At 68.0% G+C, this 22359-nt stretch carries 23 protein-coding genes; 14 read left to right on the top strand and 9 right to left on the bottom strand.

The features are described from left to right. Positions 1 to 124: 124 nt before the first annotated feature. Positions 125 to 433: a PRC-barrel domain-containing protein gene (locus AC5RUH_RS03700; protein WP_493999613.1), complete on the top strand. Its 309-nt coding sequence runs from the start codon at positions 125 to 127 to the stop codon at positions 431 to 433. Between the two features lie 56 nt (positions 434 to 489). Here the strand turns inward: AC5RUH_RS03700 and AC5RUH_RS03695 are convergent, their stop codons facing one another. Next, the gene (locus tag AC5RUH_RS03695) at positions 490 to 1623 is read right to left on the bottom strand and encodes a class I SAM-dependent methyltransferase (protein WP_494127908.1); all 1134 of its coding nucleotides are present in this window, start codon (positions 1621 to 1623) and stop codon (positions 490 to 492) included. Then, on the bottom strand, positions 1616 to 2290 hold the full coding sequence (locus AC5RUH_RS03690; protein ID WP_494127907.1) for an IMPACT family protein: 675 nt from the start codon (positions 2288 to 2290) through the stop codon (positions 1616 to 1618). The genes AC5RUH_RS03695 and AC5RUH_RS03690 overlap by 8 nt, the downstream gene beginning before the upstream one ends. Before the next feature lie 117 nt (positions 2291 to 2407). Here AC5RUH_RS03690 and AC5RUH_RS03685 point away from each other — a divergent pair, with 117 nt between their 5' ends. Together AC5RUH_RS03685 and coaE are read left to right on the top strand one after the other, a co-directional pair. Further along, complete coding sequence (locus tag AC5RUH_RS03685; protein ID WP_493999616.1) at positions 2408 to 2641, top strand: DUF6480 family protein; 234 nt, start codon at positions 2408 to 2410, stop codon at positions 2639 to 2641. Between the two features lie 199 nt (positions 2642 to 2840). Then, a complete protein-coding gene (gene coaE, locus AC5RUH_RS03680; RefSeq protein ID WP_494127906.1) occupies positions 2841 to 4052 on the top strand; it encodes a dephospho-CoA kinase in 1212 nt (403 codons plus the stop codon). Between the two features lie 11 nt (positions 4053 to 4063). Here coaE and AC5RUH_RS03675 read toward each other — a convergent pair whose 3' ends face one another. Next, positions 4064 to 4897 (bottom strand): VOC family protein, encoded by an 834-nt coding sequence (locus tag AC5RUH_RS03675; protein WP_494023151.1) that lies wholly within the window; start codon positions 4895 to 4897, stop codon positions 4064 to 4066. 162 nt (positions 4898 to 5059) lie between these two features. Here AC5RUH_RS03675 and uvrB point away from each other — a divergent pair, with 162 nt between their 5' ends. The 3 genes from uvrB to AC5RUH_RS03660 all read left to right on the top strand — a co-directional run bounded on the left by uvrB (position 5060) and on the right by AC5RUH_RS03660 (position 9902). Continuing rightward, positions 5060 to 7156 carry an excinuclease ABC subunit UvrB gene (uvrB, locus tag AC5RUH_RS03670; RefSeq protein WP_494023150.1) on the top strand — a complete coding sequence of 699 codons (2097 nt, stop codon included), beginning with the start codon at positions 5060 to 5062 and terminating at the stop codon, positions 7154 to 7156. 259 nt (positions 7157 to 7415) lie between these two features. Beyond that, positions 7416 to 8534, top strand: a complete 1119-nt coding sequence (locus AC5RUH_RS03665; RefSeq protein WP_494013909.1) for a TerC family protein — start codon at positions 7416 to 7418, stop codon at positions 8532 to 8534. A gap of 39 nt (positions 8535 to 8573) precedes the next feature. Next, positions 8574 to 9902 carry an MFS transporter gene (locus AC5RUH_RS03660; protein ID WP_494127905.1) on the top strand — a complete coding sequence of 443 codons (1329 nt, stop codon included), beginning with the start codon at positions 8574 to 8576 and terminating at the stop codon, positions 9900 to 9902. 54 nt (positions 9903 to 9956) lie between these two features. Here AC5RUH_RS03660 and AC5RUH_RS03655 read toward each other — a convergent pair whose 3' ends face one another. The 4 genes from AC5RUH_RS03655 to AC5RUH_RS03640 all read right to left on the bottom strand — a co-directional run bounded on the left by AC5RUH_RS03655 (position 9957) and on the right by AC5RUH_RS03640 (position 15674). Further along, positions 9957 to 11213 carry an alpha/beta fold hydrolase gene (locus AC5RUH_RS03655; protein WP_494127916.1) on the bottom strand — a complete coding sequence of 419 codons (1257 nt, stop codon included), beginning with the start codon at positions 11211 to 11213 and terminating at the stop codon, positions 9957 to 9959. A 38-nt stretch (positions 11214 to 11251) separates the two neighbouring features. Next, positions 11252 to 11746, bottom strand: a complete 495-nt coding sequence (locus AC5RUH_RS03650; RefSeq protein WP_494127904.1) for a GNAT family N-acetyltransferase — start codon at positions 11744 to 11746, stop codon at positions 11252 to 11254. A 29-nt stretch (positions 11747 to 11775) separates the two neighbouring features. Continuing rightward, positions 11776 to 12954, bottom strand: coding sequence for a zinc-dependent alcohol dehydrogenase (locus AC5RUH_RS03645; protein WP_494013912.1), 1179 nt, complete (start codon positions 12952 to 12954; stop codon positions 11776 to 11778). 170 nt (positions 12955 to 13124) lie between these two features. Continuing rightward, positions 13125 to 15674 carry a DEAD/DEAH box helicase gene (locus tag AC5RUH_RS03640; protein WP_494013913.1) on the bottom strand — a complete coding sequence of 850 codons (2550 nt, stop codon included), beginning with the start codon at positions 15672 to 15674 and terminating at the stop codon, positions 13125 to 13127. Positions 15675 to 15764: 90 nt separating this feature from the next. Between AC5RUH_RS03640 and AC5RUH_RS03635 the strand changes: the two genes are divergently transcribed. Then, complete coding sequence (locus AC5RUH_RS03635; protein WP_494127903.1) at positions 15765 to 16541, top strand: trans-aconitate 2-methyltransferase; 777 nt, start codon at positions 15765 to 15767, stop codon at positions 16539 to 16541. 89 nt (positions 16542 to 16630) lie between these two features. Here the strand turns inward: AC5RUH_RS03635 and AC5RUH_RS03630 are convergent, their stop codons facing one another. After that, complete coding sequence (locus AC5RUH_RS03630; protein ID WP_494127902.1) at positions 16631 to 17524, bottom strand: glucose 1-dehydrogenase; 894 nt, start codon at positions 17522 to 17524, stop codon at positions 16631 to 16633. A gap of 301 nt (positions 17525 to 17825) precedes the next feature. Here AC5RUH_RS03630 and AC5RUH_RS03625 point away from each other — a divergent pair, with 301 nt between their 5' ends. The 6 genes from AC5RUH_RS03625 to AC5RUH_RS03600 all read left to right on the top strand — a co-directional run bounded on the left by AC5RUH_RS03625 (position 17826) and on the right by AC5RUH_RS03600 (position 21042). Beyond that, on the top strand, positions 17826 to 18044 hold the full coding sequence (locus AC5RUH_RS03625) for a CsbD family protein (RefSeq protein ID WP_493999627.1): 219 nt from the start codon (positions 17826 to 17828) through the stop codon (positions 18042 to 18044). A gap of 250 nt (positions 18045 to 18294) precedes the next feature. Next, positions 18295 to 18708 carry a CBS domain-containing protein gene (locus AC5RUH_RS03620; RefSeq protein WP_494013916.1) on the top strand — a complete coding sequence of 138 codons (414 nt, stop codon included), beginning with the start codon at positions 18295 to 18297 and terminating at the stop codon, positions 18706 to 18708. 11 nt (positions 18709 to 18719) lie between these two features. Continuing rightward, entirely contained in the window at positions 18720 to 18929 is a 210-nt protein-coding gene (locus AC5RUH_RS03615; RefSeq protein ID WP_494127901.1) for a hypothetical protein, read from the top strand. 289 nt (positions 18930 to 19218) lie between these two features. Continuing rightward, the gene (locus tag AC5RUH_RS03610) at positions 19219 to 19470 is read left to right on the top strand and encodes a hypothetical protein (protein ID WP_493999630.1); all 252 of its coding nucleotides are present in this window, start codon (positions 19219 to 19221) and stop codon (positions 19468 to 19470) included. A gap of 157 nt (positions 19471 to 19627) precedes the next feature. Further along, positions 19628 to 20083 carry a hypothetical protein gene (locus tag AC5RUH_RS03605; protein ID WP_494109216.1) on the top strand — a complete coding sequence of 152 codons (456 nt, stop codon included), beginning with the start codon at positions 19628 to 19630 and terminating at the stop codon, positions 20081 to 20083. Continuing rightward, positions 20047 to 21042 carry a DNA topoisomerase IB gene (locus AC5RUH_RS03600; RefSeq protein WP_494127915.1) on the top strand — a complete coding sequence of 332 codons (996 nt, stop codon included), beginning with the start codon at positions 20047 to 20049 and terminating at the stop codon, positions 21040 to 21042. The genes AC5RUH_RS03605 and AC5RUH_RS03600 overlap by 37 nt, the downstream gene beginning before the upstream one ends. A gap of 125 nt (positions 21043 to 21167) precedes the next feature. Here the strand turns inward: AC5RUH_RS03600 and AC5RUH_RS03595 are convergent, their stop codons facing one another. Then, the gene (locus tag AC5RUH_RS03595) at positions 21168 to 21812 is read right to left on the bottom strand and encodes an MBL fold metallo-hydrolase (protein ID WP_493999632.1); all 645 of its coding nucleotides are present in this window, start codon (positions 21810 to 21812) and stop codon (positions 21168 to 21170) included. Positions 21813 to 21921: 109 nt separating this feature from the next. Here AC5RUH_RS03595 and AC5RUH_RS03590 point away from each other — a divergent pair, with 109 nt between their 5' ends. Further along, complete coding sequence (locus tag AC5RUH_RS03590) at positions 21922 to 22305, top strand: GntR family transcriptional regulator (RefSeq protein ID WP_493978542.1); 384 nt, start codon at positions 21922 to 21924, stop codon at positions 22303 to 22305. Positions 22306 to 22359 lie beyond the last annotated feature (54 nt).

Below are 22359 nucleotides of genomic sequence, written 5' to 3'. Positions count from 1 at the left end.
GACCGTCGCTGCGCGGCCGGTGCCCGCCCGGGGGTTGCTGCGGTCCTTGCCCGGTCCAGGCGTGGGATTTAGGGTGAGGAACGTACGCACACCCACGCAGGCCGTTGGCCGGAATGGAGAAAACATGGCAGAAAAAGTCGACATTCACGCCTTGCAGCGATCCACAGTGTGGGACAGCGAGCAGCAAAAACTGGGCGTAGTGGGGCAGGTCCACCAGGATCCGGCGACCGGAACCATCACCTGGCTCACGGTTGGCCTGGGCCTGGCCGACACCCGCGAAAAGTTCGTGCCGGTCGCCGGAGCCCGCATCGAGTCGCGCGACGTGTATGTCGCCTACAGCCATGACACCATCAAGGACTCGCCCTCGCCGGACGCGTCCGACAGCCTCACCCCGGAGGAAGAGGCCGAATTACGCAGGTACTACGGCACCTAGGGCTGCCCCGGGAACCGCGGCACAGCAGGGGACACCCGGCACGCGGGAGCCGCTCCTCAGCGCCGTGTGCTGACGGTGACCGTGAACTTGGAGTTCCTCGCCACCTGCCGGGTGGGACCCACGAGCCGGTTCAGCGCCGGCTTGTAGGCCAGGTGGCTGTTCCAGACAGTCCAGAGTTCCCCGGCCGGCCCCAGCACCCGCCCGGCGTCGGCGAAGAGCTTCAGCGCGATGCCCGCGTGCACGGCGTTGCCAATGTGGAACGGCGGGTTGAGCACCACCAGCTGCTCAGAGGCCGCCGGTAGTGTGGACAGCGCATCGTCCCGGCAAACCTGCACGCGGTCCGCCACGGCGTTTGCTTCCGCCGTTGCACGTGCCGACGCGACGGCGGAGGCCGACTGGTCGGTGGCCAGTACCCGCATGCCCGGGCGTGAGAGGGCCAGATAGGCCGCGATGGATCCGTTGCCGCAACCGAGGTCGACGGCGCGCTCCGCCTGCCGGGCGCCCGCCAACAAGGGCAGCAGGAACCGTGTCCCGGGATCCAGCTTGGGCCCGCCGAAGGTGCCGCCGAAGGCAAGCAGTCGCAACGGAACCGGCAGCCCGACGTCATGCTCTTCCGCCAGGGGAAAGCGCCCGCCCGTCGCCGGCAGCGGACCCGTGGCCGTGAGCACGCGTGCCTTGTGCCGCGCCAGCCCCGCGGTCACGGAAGAGAAGGAGGCACCGAGCACGGAATTCATCGCGGTGGTCATGTGCTTGACGCGCCCGCCCGCCAGTACGGTGACGCCCGGCGAGACGGCCGCCGCGATACAGCCGGCGATCTCCTCCAGCGCATCCAGCGCGCGGGGCAACTGCAGCAGCACGAGCCGTGCGTCGTCGAACGCCGCCGGTTCCAGCAGGAAATTCCGGTAGCCTGCCAGTCCCATCCGCGCGGCGTTGTTGGCCAGGGCCCGCTCGGAGCTGAGCGGGTCCTGAATCACGCGCATGCCCTGCTTGCCGGCTGCCGCGAGGGCCAGCGTCAGCGCCCCGTAGTGGTCGTTGACGACCGTGATCCGGCTGCCGTCCACGCCGTCCAACAGGGGCGCGGCGGTGTCCAGGAGCAACCTGTCCGCCGCGTCGTAGGCGAAGAGGTTGTCAGCCTCCACATCCGGCCAGCGCCGGAGGTCGGAAAAATCGAACGCGGGCTGCTCAGTCAAGGTCCACCCATTTCGTGCCCAGCGGCTCCGCGCCCGGACCACCCGAGGTCAGCGCGGCAAGCTGCTCCTCGAACCGGGAAATGACCGCGGGCTCGTCGTCGATCGCCAGGCTGATCCGGACCCCGTCCGCACCGTACTCGCTGCCAAGCACCCCGGTGCCCGCCGCGCGCAGGTCATTTTCCAAACGCCCGGCGTGGGCATGCGCCGCCTGCACCGCGAACAGGCGCATCCGGCGCCGCCGGACCAGCGGCGCGGCCGCCACGGCCTGCGACACCGACTCCGAATAGGCCCGCACCAGTCCTCCGGCTCCCAGCAGGATGCCTCCGAAATAGCGGACGACGACGGCCGCGACGTCGCTGAGGTCCGTCACCCCGGGCGCCGTCTCGCGTTTGAGCAGGGCCTCCAGCATGGGCGCCCCGGCCGTGCCGGCGGGCTCGCCGTCGTCGTTGGAGCGCTGGACGCCCCGGTCCGGGCCCAGCAGGAAGGCACTGCAGTGGTGCCGGGCGTCGTGGAATTCGCGGCGCAGCTCCGCGACCAGGCCGCGGGCCTCTTGCTCAGTTTCCACCCGCCGCAGCACCGTGATGAACCTCGAGCGTTTGATTTCGATCTCGTGCCGGTGCTCGTCGGCTACCGTGGTGTAGCTGCTGCCGGGGGACGGGGGAACCATAGGATCCAGCCTAGTGCGCCCGCCCGGTCCCTTGTCCGGGGGGCTCACGCGTGCCTAGTGTGGGTGCACAGGGCCGCGCCCGCGGTGCGGCCGGAAAGCGCAACGAACGGCGGAACCATGGCGAAAAACCAACCGGAATTCGACCCCCGTGTTTCAGGCGGAAAGGGCCACGGCCCGGCCGCGCCTGAGGGCGTCAACGAAGGCCGGGTCTCGGCCGACCAAGGCGACTCGGCCAACCCCGATCCCGAGAGCCAGAACATCACCGGACTGGAACCCGGCGGTGGCGTTCCGCCCGGAGAAACGCCGCCCGCCGAAGACCAGATGAGCGCAGACCAAGGGCACGAAGAGTAGCGTGCCCGGGCACCAAAGCCCGGAGGAGGCAGGGCACCGAGGCCCGCGGAGGCAGGACGACGGCGGGCCGGTGCCCGGGCAGGACGACGGCGGGCCCGGTGCGGAGGAAGGACGCGGGCGGGCCGGCGCCCGGACCGCCCGCAGCACGTTGGGCCCGTGGTGGCGCGTTGCCTGTCCGCGTGCTGGCTAGACTAAGGCCGTGCTCAGAATCGGACTCACCGGAGGCATCGCCGCCGGAAAATCGCTGGCTGCCCGGCGGCTGGCCGAGCTCGGCGCCACCCTCATCGACGCCGATGCCATCGCCCGGGAAGTGGTAGAGCCCGGCACCGACGGACTGCGCGCCGTCGTCGACGCGTTCGGCCCCGGGATCCTCACGGCCGACGGCCGGCTTGACCGTCCGGCGCTCGGTGCCCTGGTCTTCAACGATCCCGCACACCGCGAGCGTCTGAACGGGATCGTGCACCCGCTGGTGCGCGCCACCGCTGCCGCGCGGGCGGCGGCGGCGGGCGAGGGCGCCATCCTGGTGCAGGACATCCCGCTGCTGGTGGAAACCGGGCAGAGCCCCTCCTTCCACCTGGTGCTGGTGATCGATGCGCCCGAAGCCGAGCGGCTGCGGCGCATGGTGGAGGACCGCGGCATGAGCGAAACCGACGCCCGCTCCCGCATCGCCGCCCAGGCCTCCCCGGCCGAACGCCGGGCCGCCGCCGACGTCGTGCTGGAAAACAACGGCAGCCGGGAGGAATTGTCAGCGGCGCTGGACGCGCTCTGGGCGGAACGCCTGATGCCCTTCAACCGCAACCTCTTGGCCGGGCGGCTGGCTCCGCGCACCGGCCCGCCGGTCCTGCTCGACCCCCAGCCACACTGGCCCGCGCAGGCAGCCCTGCTCGCGGCGCGGATCAGCCGCTCCGACCCACGCATCCTTGCCGTCGACCACGTTGGCTCGACCGCCGTTCCGGGGCTGCCGGCCAAGGACGTGCTGGACCTGCAGGTGACCGTGGGCAGCCTGGACGACGCCGACACCGCCGCGGACGCACTCGCGGCCGCCGGCTTCCCGCGCTGGCCCGGCACCTGGCGCGACACCCCGAGACCACAGCACCCGGAGCCCGGGGACTGGCAGAAAAGACTGCACGGCAACGCCGACCCGGGCCGCGCCGTCAACGTCCACATCCGGGCAGCAGGTTCCCCGGGGTGGCGCTACGCCCTGCTGTTCCGGGACTGGCTGCGGGCCAACCCCCGCGCGGCTGCGGCCTATCTGGCCGAGAAGCGTCGGCTCGCCGGCCAGCATGCGTCCGACCCCTCCACCGGCGCCTACGCACGTGCGAAGGACGACTGGTTCAGCCGGACGGCCGATCCGCAGATGAACGAATGGGCCCGGGACACCGGGTGGAAACCGCCCGCCGTCGGCAGCTAGCGGCGCCCGCCTCACCCCGCGGACGGGGCGAACTGGCTGGCGGTGAACACGGCGCCCTGCGGGTCCCGGATCAGGGCATCCCGGGTCCAGTCGGACGTGGTTTGGCCAAGCACCGTCCCGCCCCGGCGTTCAGCCTCGGCGGCGGTCTCGTCGCGGTCAGCGACCGTGAACGCCACGTGCCAGTGTGCCGTCTCGCCGGGCTGCAGGCCCGTGAGCCACCCGATGGCATCGGCGAATCCCGGCGGGACGTTGATGCCCGACTGGCGCTCGCGGATGCCGGGATCACTGGTCGCCTGCAGGTGGTCGCCGTAGCCGGGGACGCGAATCATGCTGCCGAAACCGACGTCGTCGAAGCGCCAGCCGAAGACCTCTCCGTAGAAGGCCGACGCTGCGGCGGGATCGGCGGCGTGCAGGTCGCTGAAGTTCCAGGCGCCCGGCATATTGACCGCCTGGGCACCCGGCCGGTTCCGCGCCTGCCAGAGCCGGAACGGGACGCCGGCCGGATCCGCACACAGCGTCGCCCGGCCGCCGTCACCTGCGTCGGCCGGGCCGGAGAGCACCTGACCGCCCGCGGAGCGGATCCTCTCTGCCGCCGCTTCCGAATCCAAGACGGCGACGTACGTGTTCCACGCGGGGGTGGCGCCCGCCGTGCCCTCGCCGAGGCCGGCAACGTCCCGGCCGTCGAGCCTGGCGATCACATAGCGCGGAGATACCCCCGGCGGAGTGGCCTCGGCGAAGGTCCAGCCAAAGATCCCGCCGTAGAAGTCCTTGGCCGCCTCAAGGTCACGGTGTTCGACGTCAATCCACGACGTCACACCCTCGGGATAGGTCCGAACCAGGTCCATGGCGTGCCTTCCGTTCGTCGTCGGCTGCACCCACACATCTACCGCACGCGGCGGGTACCGGGCAATGGTCAGCGGGCAAGGCAGGCGCGGATCCGCTGCCCGGGTTAGGCCCAGAGCGATTCCGGACCCACCCTGACCGCAATCGGGTCTACCGTTAACGTCATGAGTCTTGCGCAGGACATCAAACGTGTTGTGGCGCCCTTCGAAGTCGTCAGCGAATTCCAGCCCGCCGGCGACCAGCCGGCCGCCATCGCGGAACTGACCGAACGGATCCAGGCGGGCGAGAAGGACGTCGTGCTGCTCGGTGCCACCGGCACCGGCAAGTCCGCGACCACCGCCTGGCTGGTGGAAAAGGTGCAGCGGCCCACCCTGGTGCTGGTGCAAAACAAGACCCTGGCCGCGCAGTTGGCCAACGAGTTCCGTGAGCTGCTGCCCAACAACGCCGTGGAGTACTTCGTCTCCTATTACGACTACTACCAGCCGGAAGCCTACGTGGCACAGACGGATACCTTCATCGAGAAGGACTCCTCCATCAATGAGGAAGTCGAACGTTTGCGCCACTCTGCCACCAACGCGCTGCTGACCCGGCGCGACGTCATCGTGGTGGCCACCGTGTCCTGCATCTACGGTCTGGGCACGCCGGAAGAATACATCGCGGGCATGGTCACGCTCCGCAAGGGTGCGGAAATGAACCGGGATGACATGCTGCGCCGGTTCGTCGCCATGCAATATGCCCGCAACGACATCGACTTCCACCGGGGCACGTTCCGGGTCCGGGGCGATACCGTGGAGATCATTCCGATGTACGAGGAACTGGCCGTGCGGATCGAGTTCTTCGGGGACGAAATCGAAAACATCCAGACGCTGCATCCCGTTACCGGGGAGATCATCCGCGAAGAGACTGAAATGTACGTCTTCCCGGCATCGCATTATGTGGCCGGTGAGGACCGGATGAGCCGGGCGATCAGGGACATCGAGGACGAACTGCGCGACCGGCTGCAGGTCCTCGAGTCGCAGAACAAGCTGGTGGAGGCGCAGCGGCTGCGGATGCGCACCACCTATGACCTCGAAATGATGCAGCAGATGGGGTTCTGCAACGGCATCGAGAACTACTCGCGGCATATCGACGGCCGCGGTCCGGGCACCGCGCCGCACTGCCTGCTGGATTACTTCCCGGACGATTTCCTGCTGGTGATCGACGAATCGCACGTTACTGTGCCGCAGATCGGCGCGATGTACGAGGGCGACATGTCCCGCAAGCGCAATCTGGTGGACTACGGTTTCCGCCTGCCGTCCGCGATGGACAACCGGCCGCTGAAGTGGGACGAGTTCCTGGAACGGATCGGCCAGACCGTCTACCTCTCCGCCACGCCGGGCAAGTACGAGCTGTCCAAGTCCGACGGCTATGTCCAGCAGATCATCCGGCCCACGGGCCTGGTGGACCCCGAGGTCATCGTCAAGCCGACCAAGGGCCAGATCGACGACCTGCTGGGCGAGATCAACGCGCGCGTGGAACGCAACGAACGCGTCCTGGTCACCACGTTGACCAAGCGGATGGCCGAGGATCTCACCGACTACCTGAACGAGCACGGCGTGAAGGTCCAGTACCTGCACTCCGACGTGGACACCCTTCGCAGGGTCGAACTGCTCCGCGAGCTGCGGATGGGCACGTTCGACGTGCTGGTGGGCATCAACCTGCTGCGCGAGGGCCTGGACCTGCCGGAGGTCTCGCTGGTCGCCATCCTGGACGCGGACAAGGAAGGCTTCCTGCGCAGCAGCACCTCGCTGATCCAGACCATCGGCCGTGCCGCCCGAAACGTATCGGGGCAGGTGCACATGTACGCGGACAAGATCACAGACTCCATGGCCAAGGCGATCGAGGAAACGAACCGCCGCCGGGAGATCCAGGTCGCGCACAACAAGAAACACGGGGTGGACCCGCAGCCGCTGCGGAAGCGGATCGCCGACATCACCGACCAGCTGGCCCGCGAGGACGCCGACACCCAGCAACTGCTCAAGGAGTTCGACTACGGCAAGGGCAAGCGGGGGTTGTCCGCCGCCGTGCCCAAGGACAAGATCCGCCGCGACGGTCTGGCCGCGGCACCAGCCGAGGATTTGGGCGAGCTAATCGCCCAGATGACGGAGCAGATGCACGCCGCCGCGGCGGAGCTGCAGTTTGAGCTGGCTGCCCGGCTGCGCGACGAGGTCTCGGACCTGAAGAAGGACCTGCGGCAGATGCGCGCCGCGGGCCACGCCTAGGCGCTCGGCAGCTGCCGCCCGGACTTCCGGCGGTGAAACGACGACGGCGGTGCGCGCCCGCCGTCGTCGGGCGCTCCTGCGCTACACTTGACCGAGCGTAGGGGAGTATCCCGAACACTGTGGACGTCAACACGCGGGGCATCGACGCCCCGCCGGGCGCAGTGGCCTGGCCGCAGAGCGGCAGGCGGAGAGACTTGCGGCGAACACTCGCACCCGCGCACAGCACCCGCGCGGCATCTTCTGTGAAAGGCAAGGTTCCGTGTCGGACCAATTATCGCTGTCCTTTGAGATCACGTCCTTCGTGGTCCTGGGCGCCATCCTGCTGTTCGACCTGCTGTACGTGGTCAAGCGGCCGCACGAGCCGTCCATGAAGGAAGCCGGCCTCTGGGTCGGTTTCTACGTCACCCTGGCGCTGATCTTCGCGGGCATGCTGTTCTGGCAGGCCGGCCCCGACTATGGCCAGGAATTCGTGGCTGGCTGGATCACCGAATACAGCCTCAGCGTGGACAACCTGTTTGTCTTCATCATCATCATGGCCAGGTTCTCCGTGCCGAGGAAGTACCAGCAGGAAGTGCTGATGTTCGGCATCATCATCGCGCTGATCCTGCGGGGCATCTTCATCTTGCTGGGCGCGACGCTGATCGCCCAGTTCAGCTGGGTCTTCTACATCTTCGGGGCGTTCCTGCTCTGGACCGCCTGGAAGCAGGCAACAGACTCGGGCGAGGACGAGGAAGAGGGCTCCGAGTCCGGGCTGATTTCCCGGCTGACCAAGAAGTTGCCGGTCAGCGAGCACTACGACGGCAACAAGCTGCGCACCACGGTCGACGGCAAGCGCCTGTTCACCCCCATGGTCATGGTCTTCATTACCATCGGCATGACCGACCTGTTGTTCGCGGTTGACTCCATCCCGGCGATCTTCGGCCTCACCCAGAGCGCGTTCATCGTCTTCACGGCGAACATCTTCGCGCTGATGGGCCTGCGCCAGCTGTACTTCCTGTTGGGCGGCCTGATGGACCGCCTGGTCTACCTCAAGCACGGGCTGTCGGTCATCCTGGCCTTCATCGGCGTGAAGCTGATCTTCCACGCGCTGCACGAGAACGAGTTGCCGTTCATCAACGGCGGCCAGCACGTCGAGTGGGTCCCGGAGATCAGCACCCAGCTGTCGCTCGGAGTGATCATCGGCACCCTGGTGGTCGCCACGGTGGCCAGCCTGCTCAGCCCGGCCGGCCGTCAGGCAGCCATCGATGCGCGGCTGGCGAAGGACGCCGAGCGCGCAAGGGCCGACAGCGAGGCCGCCCGGGCCGACGCCGAGCCGGCCCGGTCCAACGCTGAGCGCGTCCAGTCGGAGGCCGAGCGCGCCAAGTCCGACACCGAGTAACGGCGGTTTAACCGGTTGCAGGTCGACTAGGATCGGCGTGTGACCCAGCAACCAGACGCGGCGCTGAACGCAGACCCTCGCACGAGGGCCGTTCAGCGCCGCGTCGTTGTTTCCCTGTCCCTGGCCCAGCTGTTCAGCGGCTTGGGCCACGGCGCCGGGCTGGCCATCGGCTCGCTGCTGGCCGTGGAGCTCACCGGCAGCGAGGCCCTGGCGGGAACGTCCACGATGGCGATAGCACTGGCGGGCGCGCTGGCGGCGCTGCCGTTGGCCGGTGTCGCCGCCCGTTCCGGACGCCGGCGGGCGCTGGTCACCGGTCTGCTGCTGGCCCTGCTGGGTTCGGCGTTGATGGCGCTGGCCCCGGTCACCGGATCCTTTGCGGTGCTGCTGGCCGGCTCCGCCCTCTTGGGGGTCGGCAACGCAGCCAACCTGCAGGCCCGTTTCGCGGCGGTGGACCTGGCCGTGCCACAGCATCGCGGCCGGGACCTGGCCTTCGTGGTCTGGTCCATCACGGTCGGTGCCGTGGCCGGCCCCAACCTGATCCGCCCGGGCGCCGAATTGGGCGCTGCGCTCGGGTTGCCCGAATCCTCCGGACCATTCCTGTTCTCGATGGCGGGCATGGCCATCGGCGCCGTGCTGCTGCTGGTGGGCCTGCGGCCGGACCCGTTGGGCTATGCGCGCGCCCGCGGCGGCCGGGAAGCCCTGCCGGTCAACCGCCGCGGAACCCTGCGGACGGGCGTGGCGGCGATCCGGCACCACCCCATGGCCGCGCTCGGATTGGCGTCCGTGGTGGGCGCCCAGCTGGTGATGGTAGCGGTGATGTCCATGACGCCCGTGCACCTGCAGGCGCTGGACCATGCCGGCGGGCACCAGCACAGCCAGACAGACACGTTCGCCATCATCGGCTTCACGATCTCGCTGCACCTGGCCGGCATGTACGCACTCTCGCCGCTGATGGGCTGGCTGACCGACCGGCTGGGACGAACCCGCACCATCGCGGCCGGGCAACTGGTCCTCCTGGCCGCGACGGCGCTGGCCGGGTTCGGACAGCAGGACACGTGGCTGGTGGGTGCCGGTCTGGTGTTGCTGGGCCTGGGGTGGTCGGCCTCGGTGATTGCCGGCTCCACGCTGTTGGCCGAGTCGGTGCCGGAGTCCGGCCGCGTGCCGGCCCAAGGCCTGTCCGACACGCTGATGGGCGCCGCCGGGGCCATGGGGGCAGCCCTGTCCGGCCCGCTGCTGGCCGCCCTGGGGTTCGGCGGCCTGAACGCGGCGGCCGCCGTCGTTGCCTGCGTCTTGCTGGCGATGGCTTTCGCCGCCCGCAGCCGGGGCATCCCGGCAGGCGTGGGTGCCGGCGACAGGAGCCCATCGTGAGCCACGGGGTAAAAGCGCATTCGGGCACGTTTGCCGGGCCGTGAGGGACGGCAGTCAGCCCCGGACCATGGCGAGCAGGCGCCGGAAGACGGCCTCGCCGTCGTCCGCAATGCCGTCGTGATGGAACTCACCGGTTTCCCAGACCTGCAGCCCCTTCACCCGCGCGGCCGTTTCCAGGGACAGGCCGCGCTCCACGTAGATGTCGTCGCGATAGACGGCCGCGGCGGCGGGGACGTCGTTCCCGGCCAGCCGGTCGGCGTCGTAGAGCGCCGGCCAGTCCGACTTCGCCGCCAGCAGCTCGGCCACCTCCCGCAGCGGCACCAGGGCCGGGTCCTGCTCGAAGTACCAGGGATAGACCATCTCGCCGGTGAGCAGCGGCTCGTCCGCCTCCGGGGCGAACTGCGGGAACTCCCGGAGCACGCGCCACGCCGCCCACCCGGTCGCTTCGCCCTGGGCATAGATGGATTCGTGCATCAGGGCATATAGGGGGTTGGAAGCACGGCCCGCCAGCGCGGAGACCTGCTCCAGGAAGGTATCCGAGAGCCGCCGGCCGGACGGCGTCGGGACGAAGGCGTCCTCCAGCAGGTAGTGCAGGGCGTCGATCCGGGTGTTGCCGCCCAAAAACGACCCGGCCATCTGAAACCGGCCGGTGGTCAGTCGCTCGCCGGACGGCAGGTATTCGGGCACCGATTCCAGGTGTCGTGCGACGGCGGTGACCCGGGCCCGGTCTTCCGGGTAGCGGGCGAAGTATTCCCGGTTGCGTGCTTCCACCCGGGGAAACGTGGCCCGGTAGACCTGCTCGGCTCCTCCCGCCAGCGGGGCCAGGCCGCCGGTGATCAACACTTCCCGCAGCCCCTCGGGTGCGAGGGAGAGGTAGGTCAGCGCACAGAAGCCGCCGTAGCTCTGCCCGAAGATGCTCCACGGTCCGCTGCCGAGTTCCTGCCGGATCAGGTCGGCGTCTCGCACGATCGAGTCCGCACGGAAATGGGCCAGGAAGGCCGCCTGCGCCGCCGCGTCGCCGCGCAACGGCAGCGTCTGCCGGTTCACGGGGGAGGAGAGGCCGGTGCCGCGCTGGTCCAGCATGAGGATGCGGAAGGTCTTGGCCGCCTCCTTCATCCAGCCGGACAACGACGTCACCCGGTTGCCTCGGCCGCCGGGCCCGCCCTGCAGGAACAGCAGCCACGGCAGACGCGCCGCGGCGCCGTCGTCGTGTTCCAGGGATGAATACTCGCGGGCGAAGATCTCGAGGGTTTCGCCGTCCGGATCCGCATGGTCGAGCGGCACGTCAAAGAAATACCCGGCCGTCCGCATGCCGCGGATGCGGTGCGTTCCGGTCACCCGGTGTCCGGTCACGGGTGCACCCGGCCGGCGCCCGAGCCGAACGAGGCGAGGGCGTCGCCGGCCAGCCGGAACGTCGACCATTCCTCCTGCGGCCGGGCGCCGAGGCTGCGGTAGAAGTCGATGGACGGGCGGTTCCAGTTCAGTACCGACCACTCCACCCGGGCGTACCCGGAAGCCACCGCGTGGCTGGCCAACGTCTGCAGCAGGGCCTTGCCGTAACCTCGTCCGCGAGCCTCGGGCCGTACATACAGGTCCTCCAAATAGATGCCGTGCACACCCTCCCACGTGGAAAAGTTCCGGAACCAGAGCGCGAAACCCTGCACACCGCCGTCGTCTTCCGCGACGTGCGCGAAGACCGACGGCCGGGCGGAAAACAGGGCGTCCTTAAGCTGTTCGGGCGTGGTTTTGACCGCGTACGGTTCCTTCTCGTACACGGCCAGGTCGCAGATCAGGTCGAGGATAACGGGGACATCGGCTTCGTCGGCCGGGCGGATCACAGACATGACAAAAGCCTAGCGTCCCGGAGCGGGCGCTACGGCTTGAGCACCACCTTGATGCAGCCGTCGTCCTTCTTCTGGAATTTCTCGTACATCTCCGGGGCCTGGTCCAGCGGGGCCGTGTGCGTGACCAGGTCGCCGACGCCGAGCGGATCCGCCGGATCAGCCGCCAGCGGCAGCACATCGTCGATCCAGCGCCGGACGTTGCACTGGCCCATCCGCAGCGTGACCTGCTTGTCGAAGAGCGTCAGCATCGGCATGGGGTCGGCCTGGCCGGCGTAGACGCCGGACAGCGAGATGGTGCCGCCGCGGGCCACGGCGTCGATCGCGGCGTGCAGGACGGAGAGGCGGTCCAGGCCCGCCGTTGACATCAGCTTCCTGGCCACGGGGTCGGGGAGGAGTCCGACGGCGAATTGCGCGGTGGCCGCCGCCGTCGCGCCGTGCGCCTCCATGCCGACGGCGTCGACTACCGACTCCGGACCGCGGCCCCGGGTCGCGTCGCGCAGCTCGTCGGCAATCTTGGGTCCCCACACCAGGGTCTCGACGCCGTGCCTGCGGGCCATCTCCAGCCGCTCCGGAACAAGGTCGATCCCGATCACGCGGTGGCCCAGGTGGCGGCCGATGCGGGCGGCGAACTGACCGACCGGCCCGAGCCCGAAAACCGCCAGCGTGCCGCCGTCGGGAACCTGGGCGTAGGCCACCGCCTGCCACGCGGTCGGGAGGATGTCGGAGAGGAACAGGTATTGCTCGTCCGGCGCCTGGCTGTCCTCGATCTTGATGGGGCCGTAGTCCGCGTGCGGGACGCGCAGGAACTCGGCCTGCCCGCCCGGAACGGAGCCGTAGAGCTCGGTGTAGCCGAACAATGCGGCGCCTGAACCCTTGTCCTTGACCTGCGTGGTTTCGCACTGCGACTGGAACCCCCGGCTGCACATGTGGCAGCGCCCGCACGCGATGTTGAAGGGAACCACCACCCGGTCGCCGGGCTTGAGGCCCGGCACGGCACTTCCGGTCTCCTCGACGATCCCGATGGGTTCATGGCCCAGGACGTCGCCGGGCGACAGGAACGGGCCAAACAGCTCGTAGAGGTGCAGATCGGATCCGCAGATGGCGGTGGAGGTGACCCTGATGATGGCGTCCGTGGGTTCCCGCAGCACCGGGTCCGGAACCTGCTCGACGCTCAGCTTCCGTTTGCCTTGCCAGGTCAGTGCTTTCACGCTTGTCCCCCTGTCGCGCCGCCCGGGGGAGCGCGGACCGCGGCCCGCGGAAGGTAAGTGTGCTTACCACCCTAGGGTCGCTGCCAACCGCCTGCAAGCGGAAGCCGCCGGCCGGCCCGGGCAGCAGTCGTGCGCCCCGCCGGCCCTCGCATCGGGCCGACCCGCCGGCCTCAGCCGCCGGCCGGTCCGACGTCGAGAATCCGGATCGCGGCCGCTCCCGTCTCGTTGCTGGCGGCAAGGTCCACCTCGGCGCTGATGCCCCAGTCCCGGTTGCCGGCCGGGTCATCAAAGATCTGCCGTACCTTCCAGACGGCCGGCTGCTCCTCGATGATCAGCAGCGCCGGTCCGCGCGCATCCGGCCCGATGCCGAGGTCGTCGTACTCCTCGTAGTAGGCGTCCATGGCGTCCGCCCAGCGGTCGGCGTCCCAGCCCGCATCGGCATCCAGGGCACCGAGGTCCTCTTCCTGCTCCTCGGCGAACAGTTCCACCCGGCGGAACAACTCGTTGCGCACCATCACGCGGAAGGCCCGGATGTTATCCGTCAGTTTCGGCGGCTCCTGCGTGAACACCGACTCGGCGGCGTGCTCGGCCGCCAGATCTGCGGCGCCCTTGCCCGCGGCGAGTTCTTCCCACTCGTCCAGCAGGCTGGAGTCGACCTGCCGCACCAGCTCGCCCAGCCAGGCGATGATGTCGGCCAGGTCCTCGCGCAGGGCCTCGGCCGGCACGGTCTGCCGCAGTGCCTTGTAGCCGTCGGTCAGGTAGCGGAGCACTATGCCCTCGCTGCGGGCCAGCCCGTAGAACTGCACGAACTCGCCGAAATTCATCGCCCGTTCGTACATGTCACGGATGACCGACTTCGGCGCAAGTTCAAAATCGCCCAGCCAGGGCGCACCGTGGCGGTAGGTCTCGAAGGCGGCCTCGAGCAGCTCGGCCAGCGGCTGCGGGTAGGTGACCTCGTCCAGCAGGGCCATCCGCTGGTCGTATTCGATGCCGTCGGCCTTCATCGCAGCCACTGCTTCGCCGCGTGCCTTCTTCTCCTGCGCGGACAGGATCTGGCGGGGCTTCTCCAGCGTGGCCTCGATGATGGAGACCACGTCCAGGGCATAGCCGCCGTCTTCGGGGTCCAGCAGGTCCAGACTGGCCACGGCGAACGGGGAAAGGGGTTGGTTCAGCGCGAAATTCGGCTGCAGCTCCACCTTCAGTCGGACGAGGTGCCCGTTCTCGTCCGGAGCGTCCAGGCGTTCCACCAGGCCGGAAACCACCAGCTCCCGGTAAATGCCCAGTGCCTTCTTGATCAGCTTCAGCTGGGATGCGCGAGTTTCGTGGTTGCGCGTCAGCAACCGTTTGGCGGCGGCGAACGGGTCCCCGGGGCGCTCGAGAATGTTCAGCAGCATCGCGTGGCTGATGGTAAAGCTGGACGTCAGCGGTTCGGGGTCGCTCTCCACCAGCTTGTGGAAGGTCGGTTCGCCCCAGCTCACGAAGCCGGTCGGCGGCTTCTTCTTCACCACTTGGCGAAGTTTTTTCTGGTCATCGCCAAACTTGGCTACCGCCTTGGCCATCGCCTTGGTGTTCTCCACCACGTGTTCCGGGGCCTGCACGACGACGGTGCCCGCCGTGTCATAGCCGGCCCGGCCCGCGCGCCCGGCGATCTGATGGAATTCGCGCGCGTTGAGCAGGCGGGTGCGCACGCCGTCGTACTTGCTCAAGGCGGTCAGCAGCACGGTGCGGATGGGCACGTTGATGCCCACCCCCAAGGTGTCGGTGCCGCAGATGACCTTCAGCAGCCCGGCCTGCGCCAACTGCTCCACGAGCCGCCGGTACTTGGGCAGCATGCCCGCGTGATGGACGCCAATGCCGTGCCGGACCAGGCGGTTGAGGGTCTTGCCGAATCCGGCCGCGAACCGGAAACCGGAGATCAGTTCCGCGATGCGGTCCTTCTCCTCCCGGGTGCAGACGTTGATGCTCATGAGGTTCTGTGCGCGCTCGATGGCTTCCAACTGGCTGAAGTGCACCACGTAGACGGGTACCTGCTTGGTGGAGAGCAGTTCCTCCAGCGACTCCTGCACGCTGGTCTGCACATAGTAGTAATGCAGCGGAATGGGGCGTTCGGCCGAACTGACGGTGACCGTCGCCCTGCCGGTGAGGTCGGTGAGTTCCTTCTCGAACCGGGTCACGTCGCCCAGCGTCGCGGACATCAGCAGGAACTGCGCCTGCGGCAGTTCCAGCAGCGGCACCTGCCAGGCCCAGCCGCGCTGCGGGTCGGAGTAGTAGTGGAACTCGTCCATGACCACCGTGCCAAGGTCCGCGGCGGAGCCCTCGCGCAACGCGATGTTGGCCAGTATCTCGGCGGTGCAGCAGATAATCGGGGCGTCCTGGTTGACCGACGAGTCGCCGGTGACCATGCCGACGTTCTCCGGGCCGAAGATGTCGCACAGGGCGAAGAACTTTTCCGACACGAGCGCCTTGATAGGTGCCGTGTAATAGCTGACGGTCCCGGCGGACATGGCGTGGAAGTGGGCCGCGATCGCGACCAACGACTTCCCCGACCCGGTGGGGGTAGCCAGGATGACGTTGTTGCCGGTGACCAACTCCATGACGGCTTCGTCCTGGGCAGGGTAGAGCGACATTCCACGGGATTCGACCCACTCGGTGAACCAGGTGTACACGTCGTCGGGATCTGAGGCAGTGCCGGTGCCCGGCAGGAGCTGGAGAAGATTCATGTTGTTTCCAGCTTATGCGGTGGTTGTGCCCCGCCATGCGGGCACCCGGCGGTGCGTGCCCCGGCGGGGGCGTGGCGTAACGTACTGCCCATGCACTGGGACCCGCAGAAGTATGTGGAATTCGCCGGCTACCGCGACCGGCCGTTTTTTGACCTGACCGGAAGGATCGCCGCCGACGACCCCGCAGTGGTGGTGGATCTGGGCTGCGGCCCGGGCGGCCTGACGGCGGCGCTCGCCGACCGCTGGCCCGCCGCCAGCGTCACCGGAGTGGATTCCTCGCCCGAGATGATCCGGCAGGCACAGCAGCGGCACACCTCGGCCAGGTTGGCATTCGTGGCAGGGGATATCCGGACCTGGACCCCTCCGGCGGAGCTGGACGTGCTGGTGTCCAACGCAGCGCTGCAGTGGGTGCCCGGGCACCAGGACCTCATGCGTTCCTGGCTGCGCGCCATGAAGCCCGGCAGTTGGCTCGCCGTGCAGGTACCCGGCAACTTCGCCGCGCCGTCGCACGCGCTCATGCGGGCGCTCGCCGGCTCGCCGCGGTGGCATCGCCGGCTGGACGGGGTGCTTCGCCACGAGGACGCAGTCTCCGAACCCGAGGACTACCTCATGCTGCTACGGGACGAAGGCTGTGACGCCGACGTCTGGGAAACGACCTACCAGCAGTTGCTCCATGGGCCGGACCCGGTGCTGGAGTGGGTCAGGGGCACCGGTTTGCGCCCCGTCCTGGCCGCCCTGCCGGCGGCAGAAGCGGCCAAGTTCGAATCCGCGTACGCCACGCTGTTGCGCGACGCCTACCCGGCCGGCGAACACGGAACCGTGTTCGGATTCCGCCGGATCTTCGCGGTGGGACGCAAGCTCGGCTGAGTCTTCTGTTCTCCGCTTTCCTCCGGACGACCGCCCCGCGGCCCGGTGGGCGGCGCAGGGGCGGTCCTCGAAGGCCGGGCGTTTCGCTTCTACGGCGTGGGCGTTCCGCCGTTGACGTTCAGCGTCTCGCCGGAAACGTAGCTCGACTCCGGCGAGGCCAGATAGACGTAGGCCGGCGCCAGTTCTGTGGGCTGCCCGGCGCGGCCGAGGGGAACGTTCTTGCCAAACTCCGGCAGCTTTTCCTTCGGCTGTCCCGCGCTGACCTGCAACGGGGTCCAGAAGGGGCCGGGGGCCACGGCGTTGACCCGGATGCCGCGGCTTGCCAACTGCTGCGCAAGACCCTTGGTGAAGTTGTTGATGGCCGCCTTGGTGGAGGCATAGTCCAGCAGGACCGGCGAGGGATTGTAGGCCTGGACCGAGGTCGTGTTGATGATCGTCGAGCCCGGCGGCATGTGCGGCACGGCCGCCTTGGTGATCCAAAACATGGCAAAAACATTCGTGCGGAACGTGTCCTCGAACTGTTCGTCGCTGATGTCTTCGATCTTCTCGACGGCGATTTGGCGCCCTGCGTTGTTGACCAGGATGTCCAGCCCGCCCAACTGTTCCACCGCCTTTGCGACCAGCTCGCGGGACGCCTCGGCATCGGAAATATCGCCCGGAAGGAGCACCGCCGTCCGGCCATCCTGCTCGATGACCGAAGCGACGTGCCGGGCATCGGATTCCTCCGCCGGAAGGTAGGAGAGGGCGACGTCGGCTCCCTCGCGGGCGAACCCGATGGCGACGGCGGCGCCGATGCCGGAGTCCGCTCCCGTGATCAGGGCCTTGCGGCCGGTCAGCCTGCCGGTGCCGCGGTACGACTCTTCGCCGCGGTCGGTCTCGGGCTCCAGCTCTTTGTCCAGCCCGGGCTCCGGCTGGCTCTGTTTGGGCGGCGAGATGCTGGGAAAACGGTCTACCGGATTCTGGAAGGTGTACTGATCTGTCATGTCTGGCTCCCTTCTAACGGCCGCTGCGAAGGCTCCGCCGGCACCTTTGGTGCCCCACTGGAGTGGAAGGCGTGGCCGGGGACCGGCCGGTATGGTCAGTATGCTGATCGTGATGCCACCCTACGCTGTCGCGCATCGGGTCGTACAGCCGGGTAGCGGCCTGCCCTCCCGTGAGGATCCGGAAGCGCGAAAGGGCAGCCCCGGGCGAACCGGCCCGAAGGTCAGCAAGCTTTCTACTTGGCCCGCGGCGCGATACTCTGGCTGAACCTGTAGGAAAACCTGAACCGAAAGAGGTGCTGATATGGGTATGGGCGACAAGTTCGATGCTGCGAAGGACAAGGTGACCGGCAAGGTCAACGAAGCCGTCGGCGAGGCGAGGGATGACAAGTCCCAGCAGCTGAAGGGCAAGGGCCAGCAGGTCGAGGGCGAGGCCAAGGACAAGATCGCCGACGCCAAGGCCCACCTGAACGAGGACGCCGACCGTGTTGCCGACGACACCGAAGGCGGCGCCAGGCGCTGATCCGGTTCCTTTGTCACAGAGCCCCCGTGAGCCGCTGGTTCACGGGGGCTCCGTGGCTTAAAGCGCTGGCCGGCGGCCAAGGGGATGGGCGCAAATCCGACGTCAGCGGCGGGGGAGGCGCCGGCCGCCCTTCAATTCCCCCGCGCCCTATGGTAATTGTAAGTAACCTTATAAATCAGCTTGGCGTGCTCGTCCCCGCTGGCCGGACGGTGCGCGAAGCGGCTCGAACTACCTGAAGGGACTGATATCCGTGACAACCGCAAGGGAAATCATGACCGGTGGTGTTGAATGCATTGGCGAGAACGAGACGCTGGAGCTGGCCGCGCAAAAAATGCGCGACCTCGACGTGGGGTCGTTGCCCATCTGCGGTGAGGACAACAGGCTCAAGGGCATGGTCACGGACCGCGACATTGTGATCAAGTGCCTGGCCGACGGGCGGGACCCGCGCGAGGTGAAAGCGGGCGAACTGGGCCAAGGCAAGCCGGTGACCATCGGCGCGGACGACAGCATCGAAGAGGCCATCAGAACCATGCAGGACCATCAGGTGCGCCGGCTGCCGGTCATCGATGGACACGACCTGGTCGGAATACTCAGCCAGGCCGACGTCGCCCGCAACTATCCGGAGGACCGGGTGGGTGAACTGGTCGAGTTCATCTCCTACTGATCCCGGCGGCCATGATGTCGGAGCAGTTGCCGGAGGCGTATGCCAAGTACCTGGCCGGATATGAGCCGACCCAGGCCGACGCGATCCTGCCGGTGCTGAAGCAATCGGCCGCCGAAGGCGATCGCGGCGTGCTGGTCCGCTTCCTCCCCAACGAAGTGCAAGCCATGGCGACCGAGGAGGTCCCGTTCGGAACCATCCGGGAAGAACGCTACGACGAATAATCATCCCGCCGCCCCGGCGGACGGGTGCCCGGGATGCCCACGGCATCCCGGGCTGCCGCCTGTCAAGACCAAGGCGTAAAATTAACCGCGCCGGCGCGATAATACAGTCATTCGTTGCCGGAGGGGGGAAGCGCTTGTAAGCTCGCAGCAGTTGGAGCCGAATCGGCTCCCGGGCTATCTGGAGGCTGCGCATGGACAGGTCCGATGCCGGTCGGTATGCAGGGGGTTTCCTCGGTTTGGGGCGGAACTGATGCGGCACCGCCATCTGTCACCCGCCGACGAATTTCCCATGGATCTGGCTCCCCTCGGCGACCCCGAACTGCTGGCACTGTACGGCAGGGCCATGCGCCAGCTCGAGCGGGAAAGCATCCAGTTCGGCGCGGCCGACCCCGAGACCGAGTTCCGCTTGGAGGAGCTGCGGGTCGAACTGGACCGGCGCGACAGCAGGGACGCGCTGCAGGCCAGCAAGCGGCGGGTCCGTGGCCTGTACGGCAAACCCGGGGGCGAACCGCCGGACTCGCTGTATGACGGCACCAGTTAGCCCCGCCCGGGGCTGCTTCCCTGGCGGCTGATCCAAGCGGCCCGTGCCGCGGTGGCCGTACACCCTTCCGGGGGCGCCGCCGCGGCGCTTATGCTGCTTTTCCAACCTCAGTATGATGGGTTACAAACAGTATACTTATCATTAGTTGGATTGCAGATTGGAAGGGCAGACGATCATGATTGCCAATGACAGTTCAAGTGCCCATGCCGGCCAGGACCGGGAACCGGGAAGCGCGTTGCCCGATCCCTCGTGCTCTGCCTGCAGCACCGACGAGTACCTGGTCTTCGATGCCGTAACGCTGCTGCCGCCGCAGGCCGGGGCACCCGCACTGCCGCGATGGGACGTCAGCTACTGGTGCAGCCGCTGCGACGCGTACTACGGGCACGAAACCTTCAAGGTGCCGGCCACGGAATCCGAGAGCGTCGGAATCGATTTCGGCGCCGAGGGCTACATGCACTGCGGGGAGCCCATGCAGCCGGTGGAACGCATCGACCACTCCATCGTAGATCCCGTGGATGCAGGCTCCCCGGAAACCGGGCCGCTCCCGACCGTGCGGGTCGACGTCGAAATCCTTCGCTGCAGCTGCGGATTCAAGATGGAGGTGCCCGTCTGAGGCTAAGGCGCAGCAACGTCCGTGCACCCGGCATCACCCGCCGGCGCCACGGGACGGGGTTTTCCTACCGCAACCCCGACGGTTCGAGGCCTGCCGGGGACGAGCTCCGAAGGATCAAGGCGTTGGCGGTCCCGCCGGCGTGGTCGGATGTGTGGATCTGCCCGGCACCCAACGGGCATATCCAGGCCGCGGGAACCGACGACGCCGGGCGGCGGCAATACATCTACCATGCCCGTTGGCGGGAACTCAGGGATCGGGAAAAGTTCGACCGCTCCCTGGCGTTCGGAGCCACCCTGACCACCGCGCGCCGCAAGGTGACGAGGCTGCTGAGGTCCGGCGAACGAACCCGCCCGGTGGCCTGTGCCGTTGCCTTCCGCCTGCTGGACAGCGCGTCGTTGCGGATCGGTTCGGAAGTCTACGCCGAAGATAACGGATCCTACGGGGTTACGACGTTGTTGGTTCGCCACGTGCAGGTGCGGGAAGATACCGTCCGGCTGCATTTTCCCGGGAAGAGCGGACTGCAGTGGGACGTGGAACTGAAGGATCCGGATATCGCCGTCCAGCTGGCGGCGGTGCGGACCCTGAAGGCCGACGATCCGGCCATCGGTTACCGCAACGGCACCGGAGACTGGTCGGGGCTGGGCGCGTCGGAGTTGAACGAGTTTATCCACGAACTCTGCGGGCCGGAGTTCAGTGCCAAGGATTTCCGGACGTGGCAGGGAACGGTAACGGCCGCCGTGGCACTGGCCGGCTACACCGGCAAGCCGAATCTCACCGGACGGCGCAAGGCCGTGGTCGCAGCCATGCACGCCGTCTCGGAGCGGCTGGGCAATACGCCCGCCGTCGCCCGCAAGTCGTACGTGGATCCGCGGCTCGTGGACCGCTTTATGGCGGGACAGATCCCGGACGCCGCCACGTACTCCGCGGCGGAACGCAGCCTGCCGTCCTTCCTGGCCTGACAGGGGCAGCCTGCCATCCTTCCTCGGGTGGCAAGGGAGCGAAAGCAGCCCGCGGCGCTAGAATTAGAGAGCCCCGGCAGGCGGGATTCCCCCCAACGTCCACGTCTGTCGGGGTTGAATGCGCCCTACCAGCCGCGCGATTTCCACTCGTCCAGATGAGGCCGTTCTGCCCCGAGCGTGGTGCCGGCGCCATGGCCCGGATGGACCACCGTGTCGTCGGGCAGGTAGTTGAACACCCGTTCGGCCACATCGTTGAAGAGGGTTGAAAACCGTTCCGGGTCCTGCTGCGTGTTGCCCAGCCCGCCCGGAAACAGGGAATCTCCGGTGAACAGGTGCGGCGGACCCTCGGGTGCGCGGTAGAGCAGCGCCACGGAACCCGGCGTGTGCCCGCGCAGCTTGATGGCTTCCAACGAGAATCCGTCGAAGCGGCCGACGTCCTGATGCTCGAGCGCAACATCGGTCCGCACCTCGATCTGCGGAATATCCTCCACCCCGGCCGCCGTTTTGGCGCCGGTAGCGGCCACCGCCTCCGGCAGGGCCCGGACATGGTCCCAGTGGCTGTGCGTGGTCACGATCAGGGCAACCTCGGCCGGCCGCCCGGCATCCGCGGCGCCCTCGCGCAGCAGTTGCTGGATGGCCGGAAAGTCATCGGCGGCGTCGATCAACACCTGGGTGCCGGAAGCCTTGGCCGTCAGCAGATAGACGTTGTTGTCCATCTCGGAAACGGAAATACCGCGGATGGTGACTGCAGGATCTTCGTGAAGCAACATGCTTCCCAGCCTACCGACAGTCGACCCGGACGGCTCAGGATGTCATTCTGGTTGTAGCAGCGGACAGGCAGCGCGATGCTGGGGACACGACGAGGAGCGGGCGCAGACGATGGAAGCGAGCGAGTTTGACTGGCGGATGAACCGCGACAGCGCCGTGCCGCTCTTCGAGCAGTTGAGGCTGCGGATCATCGAAGCGGCCGATGCCGGCGAACTTCCGGTGGGCACGAAGCTGCCGCCCGTCAGGCGGTTGGCCGATCATCTGGGTGTGGTCCCGAATACCGTGGCACGCGCCTACCGGGAGCTTGAAACTGCCGGGCGGGTGGAAACCCACGGCCGGGCCGGCACCGTGGTCAGCGCCGGAGCCGGCAAGGCCCGCCAACAGCTGGGCGATGCCGCCGAAGCATTCGCCCGCGCCGTTCACGGTCAAGGGATCGGCGGCAAGGAAGCACTCGCCGCCGCCAAGGCCGCGCTGGAGCGCCACGGCATCAAGTAGGCGGCATCAGCCGTCGTCTGCCGGCCAGGGGAGCCCGCAATTGCGGACGCTCTC

It is taken from the genome of Arthrobacter sp. Y3223166 (genome assembly GCF_059090935.1).
This window is presented reverse-complemented; position numbering and strand designations above follow the sequence as displayed.

Bases quoted from the DNA above. Each gene is read 5' to 3' on its own strand.
- AC5RUH_RS03625 (WP_493999627.1), top strand. From the start codon at position 17,826: ATGGGTATGGGCGACAAGTTCGATGCTGCGAAGGACAAGGTGACCGGC.
- AC5RUH_RS03690 (WP_494127907.1), bottom strand. From the start codon at position 2,290: ATGGTTCCCCCGTCCCCCGGCAGCAGCTACACCACGGTAGCCGACGAG.
- AC5RUH_RS03635 (WP_494127903.1), top strand. From the start codon at position 15,765: ATGCACTGGGACCCGCAGAAGTATGTGGAATTCGCCGGCTACCGCGAC.
- AC5RUH_RS03650 (WP_494127904.1), bottom strand. From the start codon at position 11,746: ATGTCTGTGATCCGCCCGGCCGACGAAGCCGATGTCCCCGTTATCCTC.
- uvrB (WP_494023150.1), top strand. From the start codon at position 5,060: ATGAGTCTTGCGCAGGACATCAAACGTGTTGTGGCGCCCTTCGAAGTC.
- AC5RUH_RS03655 (WP_494127916.1), bottom strand. From the start codon at position 11,213: ATGCGGACGGCCGGGTATTTCTTTGACGTGCCGCTCGACCATGCGGAT.
- AC5RUH_RS03615 (WP_494127901.1), top strand. From the start codon at position 18,720: ATGATGTCGGAGCAGTTGCCGGAGGCGTATGCCAAGTACCTGGCCGGA.
- AC5RUH_RS03610 (WP_493999630.1), top strand. From the start codon at position 19,219: ATGGATCTGGCTCCCCTCGGCGACCCCGAACTGCTGGCACTGTACGGC.
- AC5RUH_RS03700 (WP_493999613.1), top strand. From the start codon at position 125: ATGGCAGAAAAAGTCGACATTCACGCCTTGCAGCGATCCACAGTGTGG.
- AC5RUH_RS03675 (WP_494023151.1), bottom strand. From the start codon at position 4,897: ATGGACCTGGTTCGGACCTATCCCGAGGGTGTGACGTCGTGGATTGAC.
- AC5RUH_RS03590 (WP_493978542.1), top strand. From the start codon at position 21,922: ATGGAAGCGAGCGAGTTTGACTGGCGGATGAACCGCGACAGCGCCGTG.
- AC5RUH_RS03630 (WP_494127902.1), bottom strand. From the start codon at position 17,524: ATGACAGATCAGTACACCTTCCAGAATCCGGTAGACCGTTTTCCCAGC.
- AC5RUH_RS03685 (WP_493999616.1), top strand. From the start codon at position 2,408: ATGGCGAAAAACCAACCGGAATTCGACCCCCGTGTTTCAGGCGGAAAG.
- AC5RUH_RS03595 (WP_493999632.1), bottom strand. From the start codon at position 21,812: ATGTTGCTTCACGAAGATCCTGCAGTCACCATCCGCGGTATTTCCGTT.
- AC5RUH_RS03640 (WP_494013913.1), bottom strand. From the start codon at position 15,674: ATGAATCTTCTCCAGCTCCTGCCGGGCACCGGCACTGCCTCAGATCCC.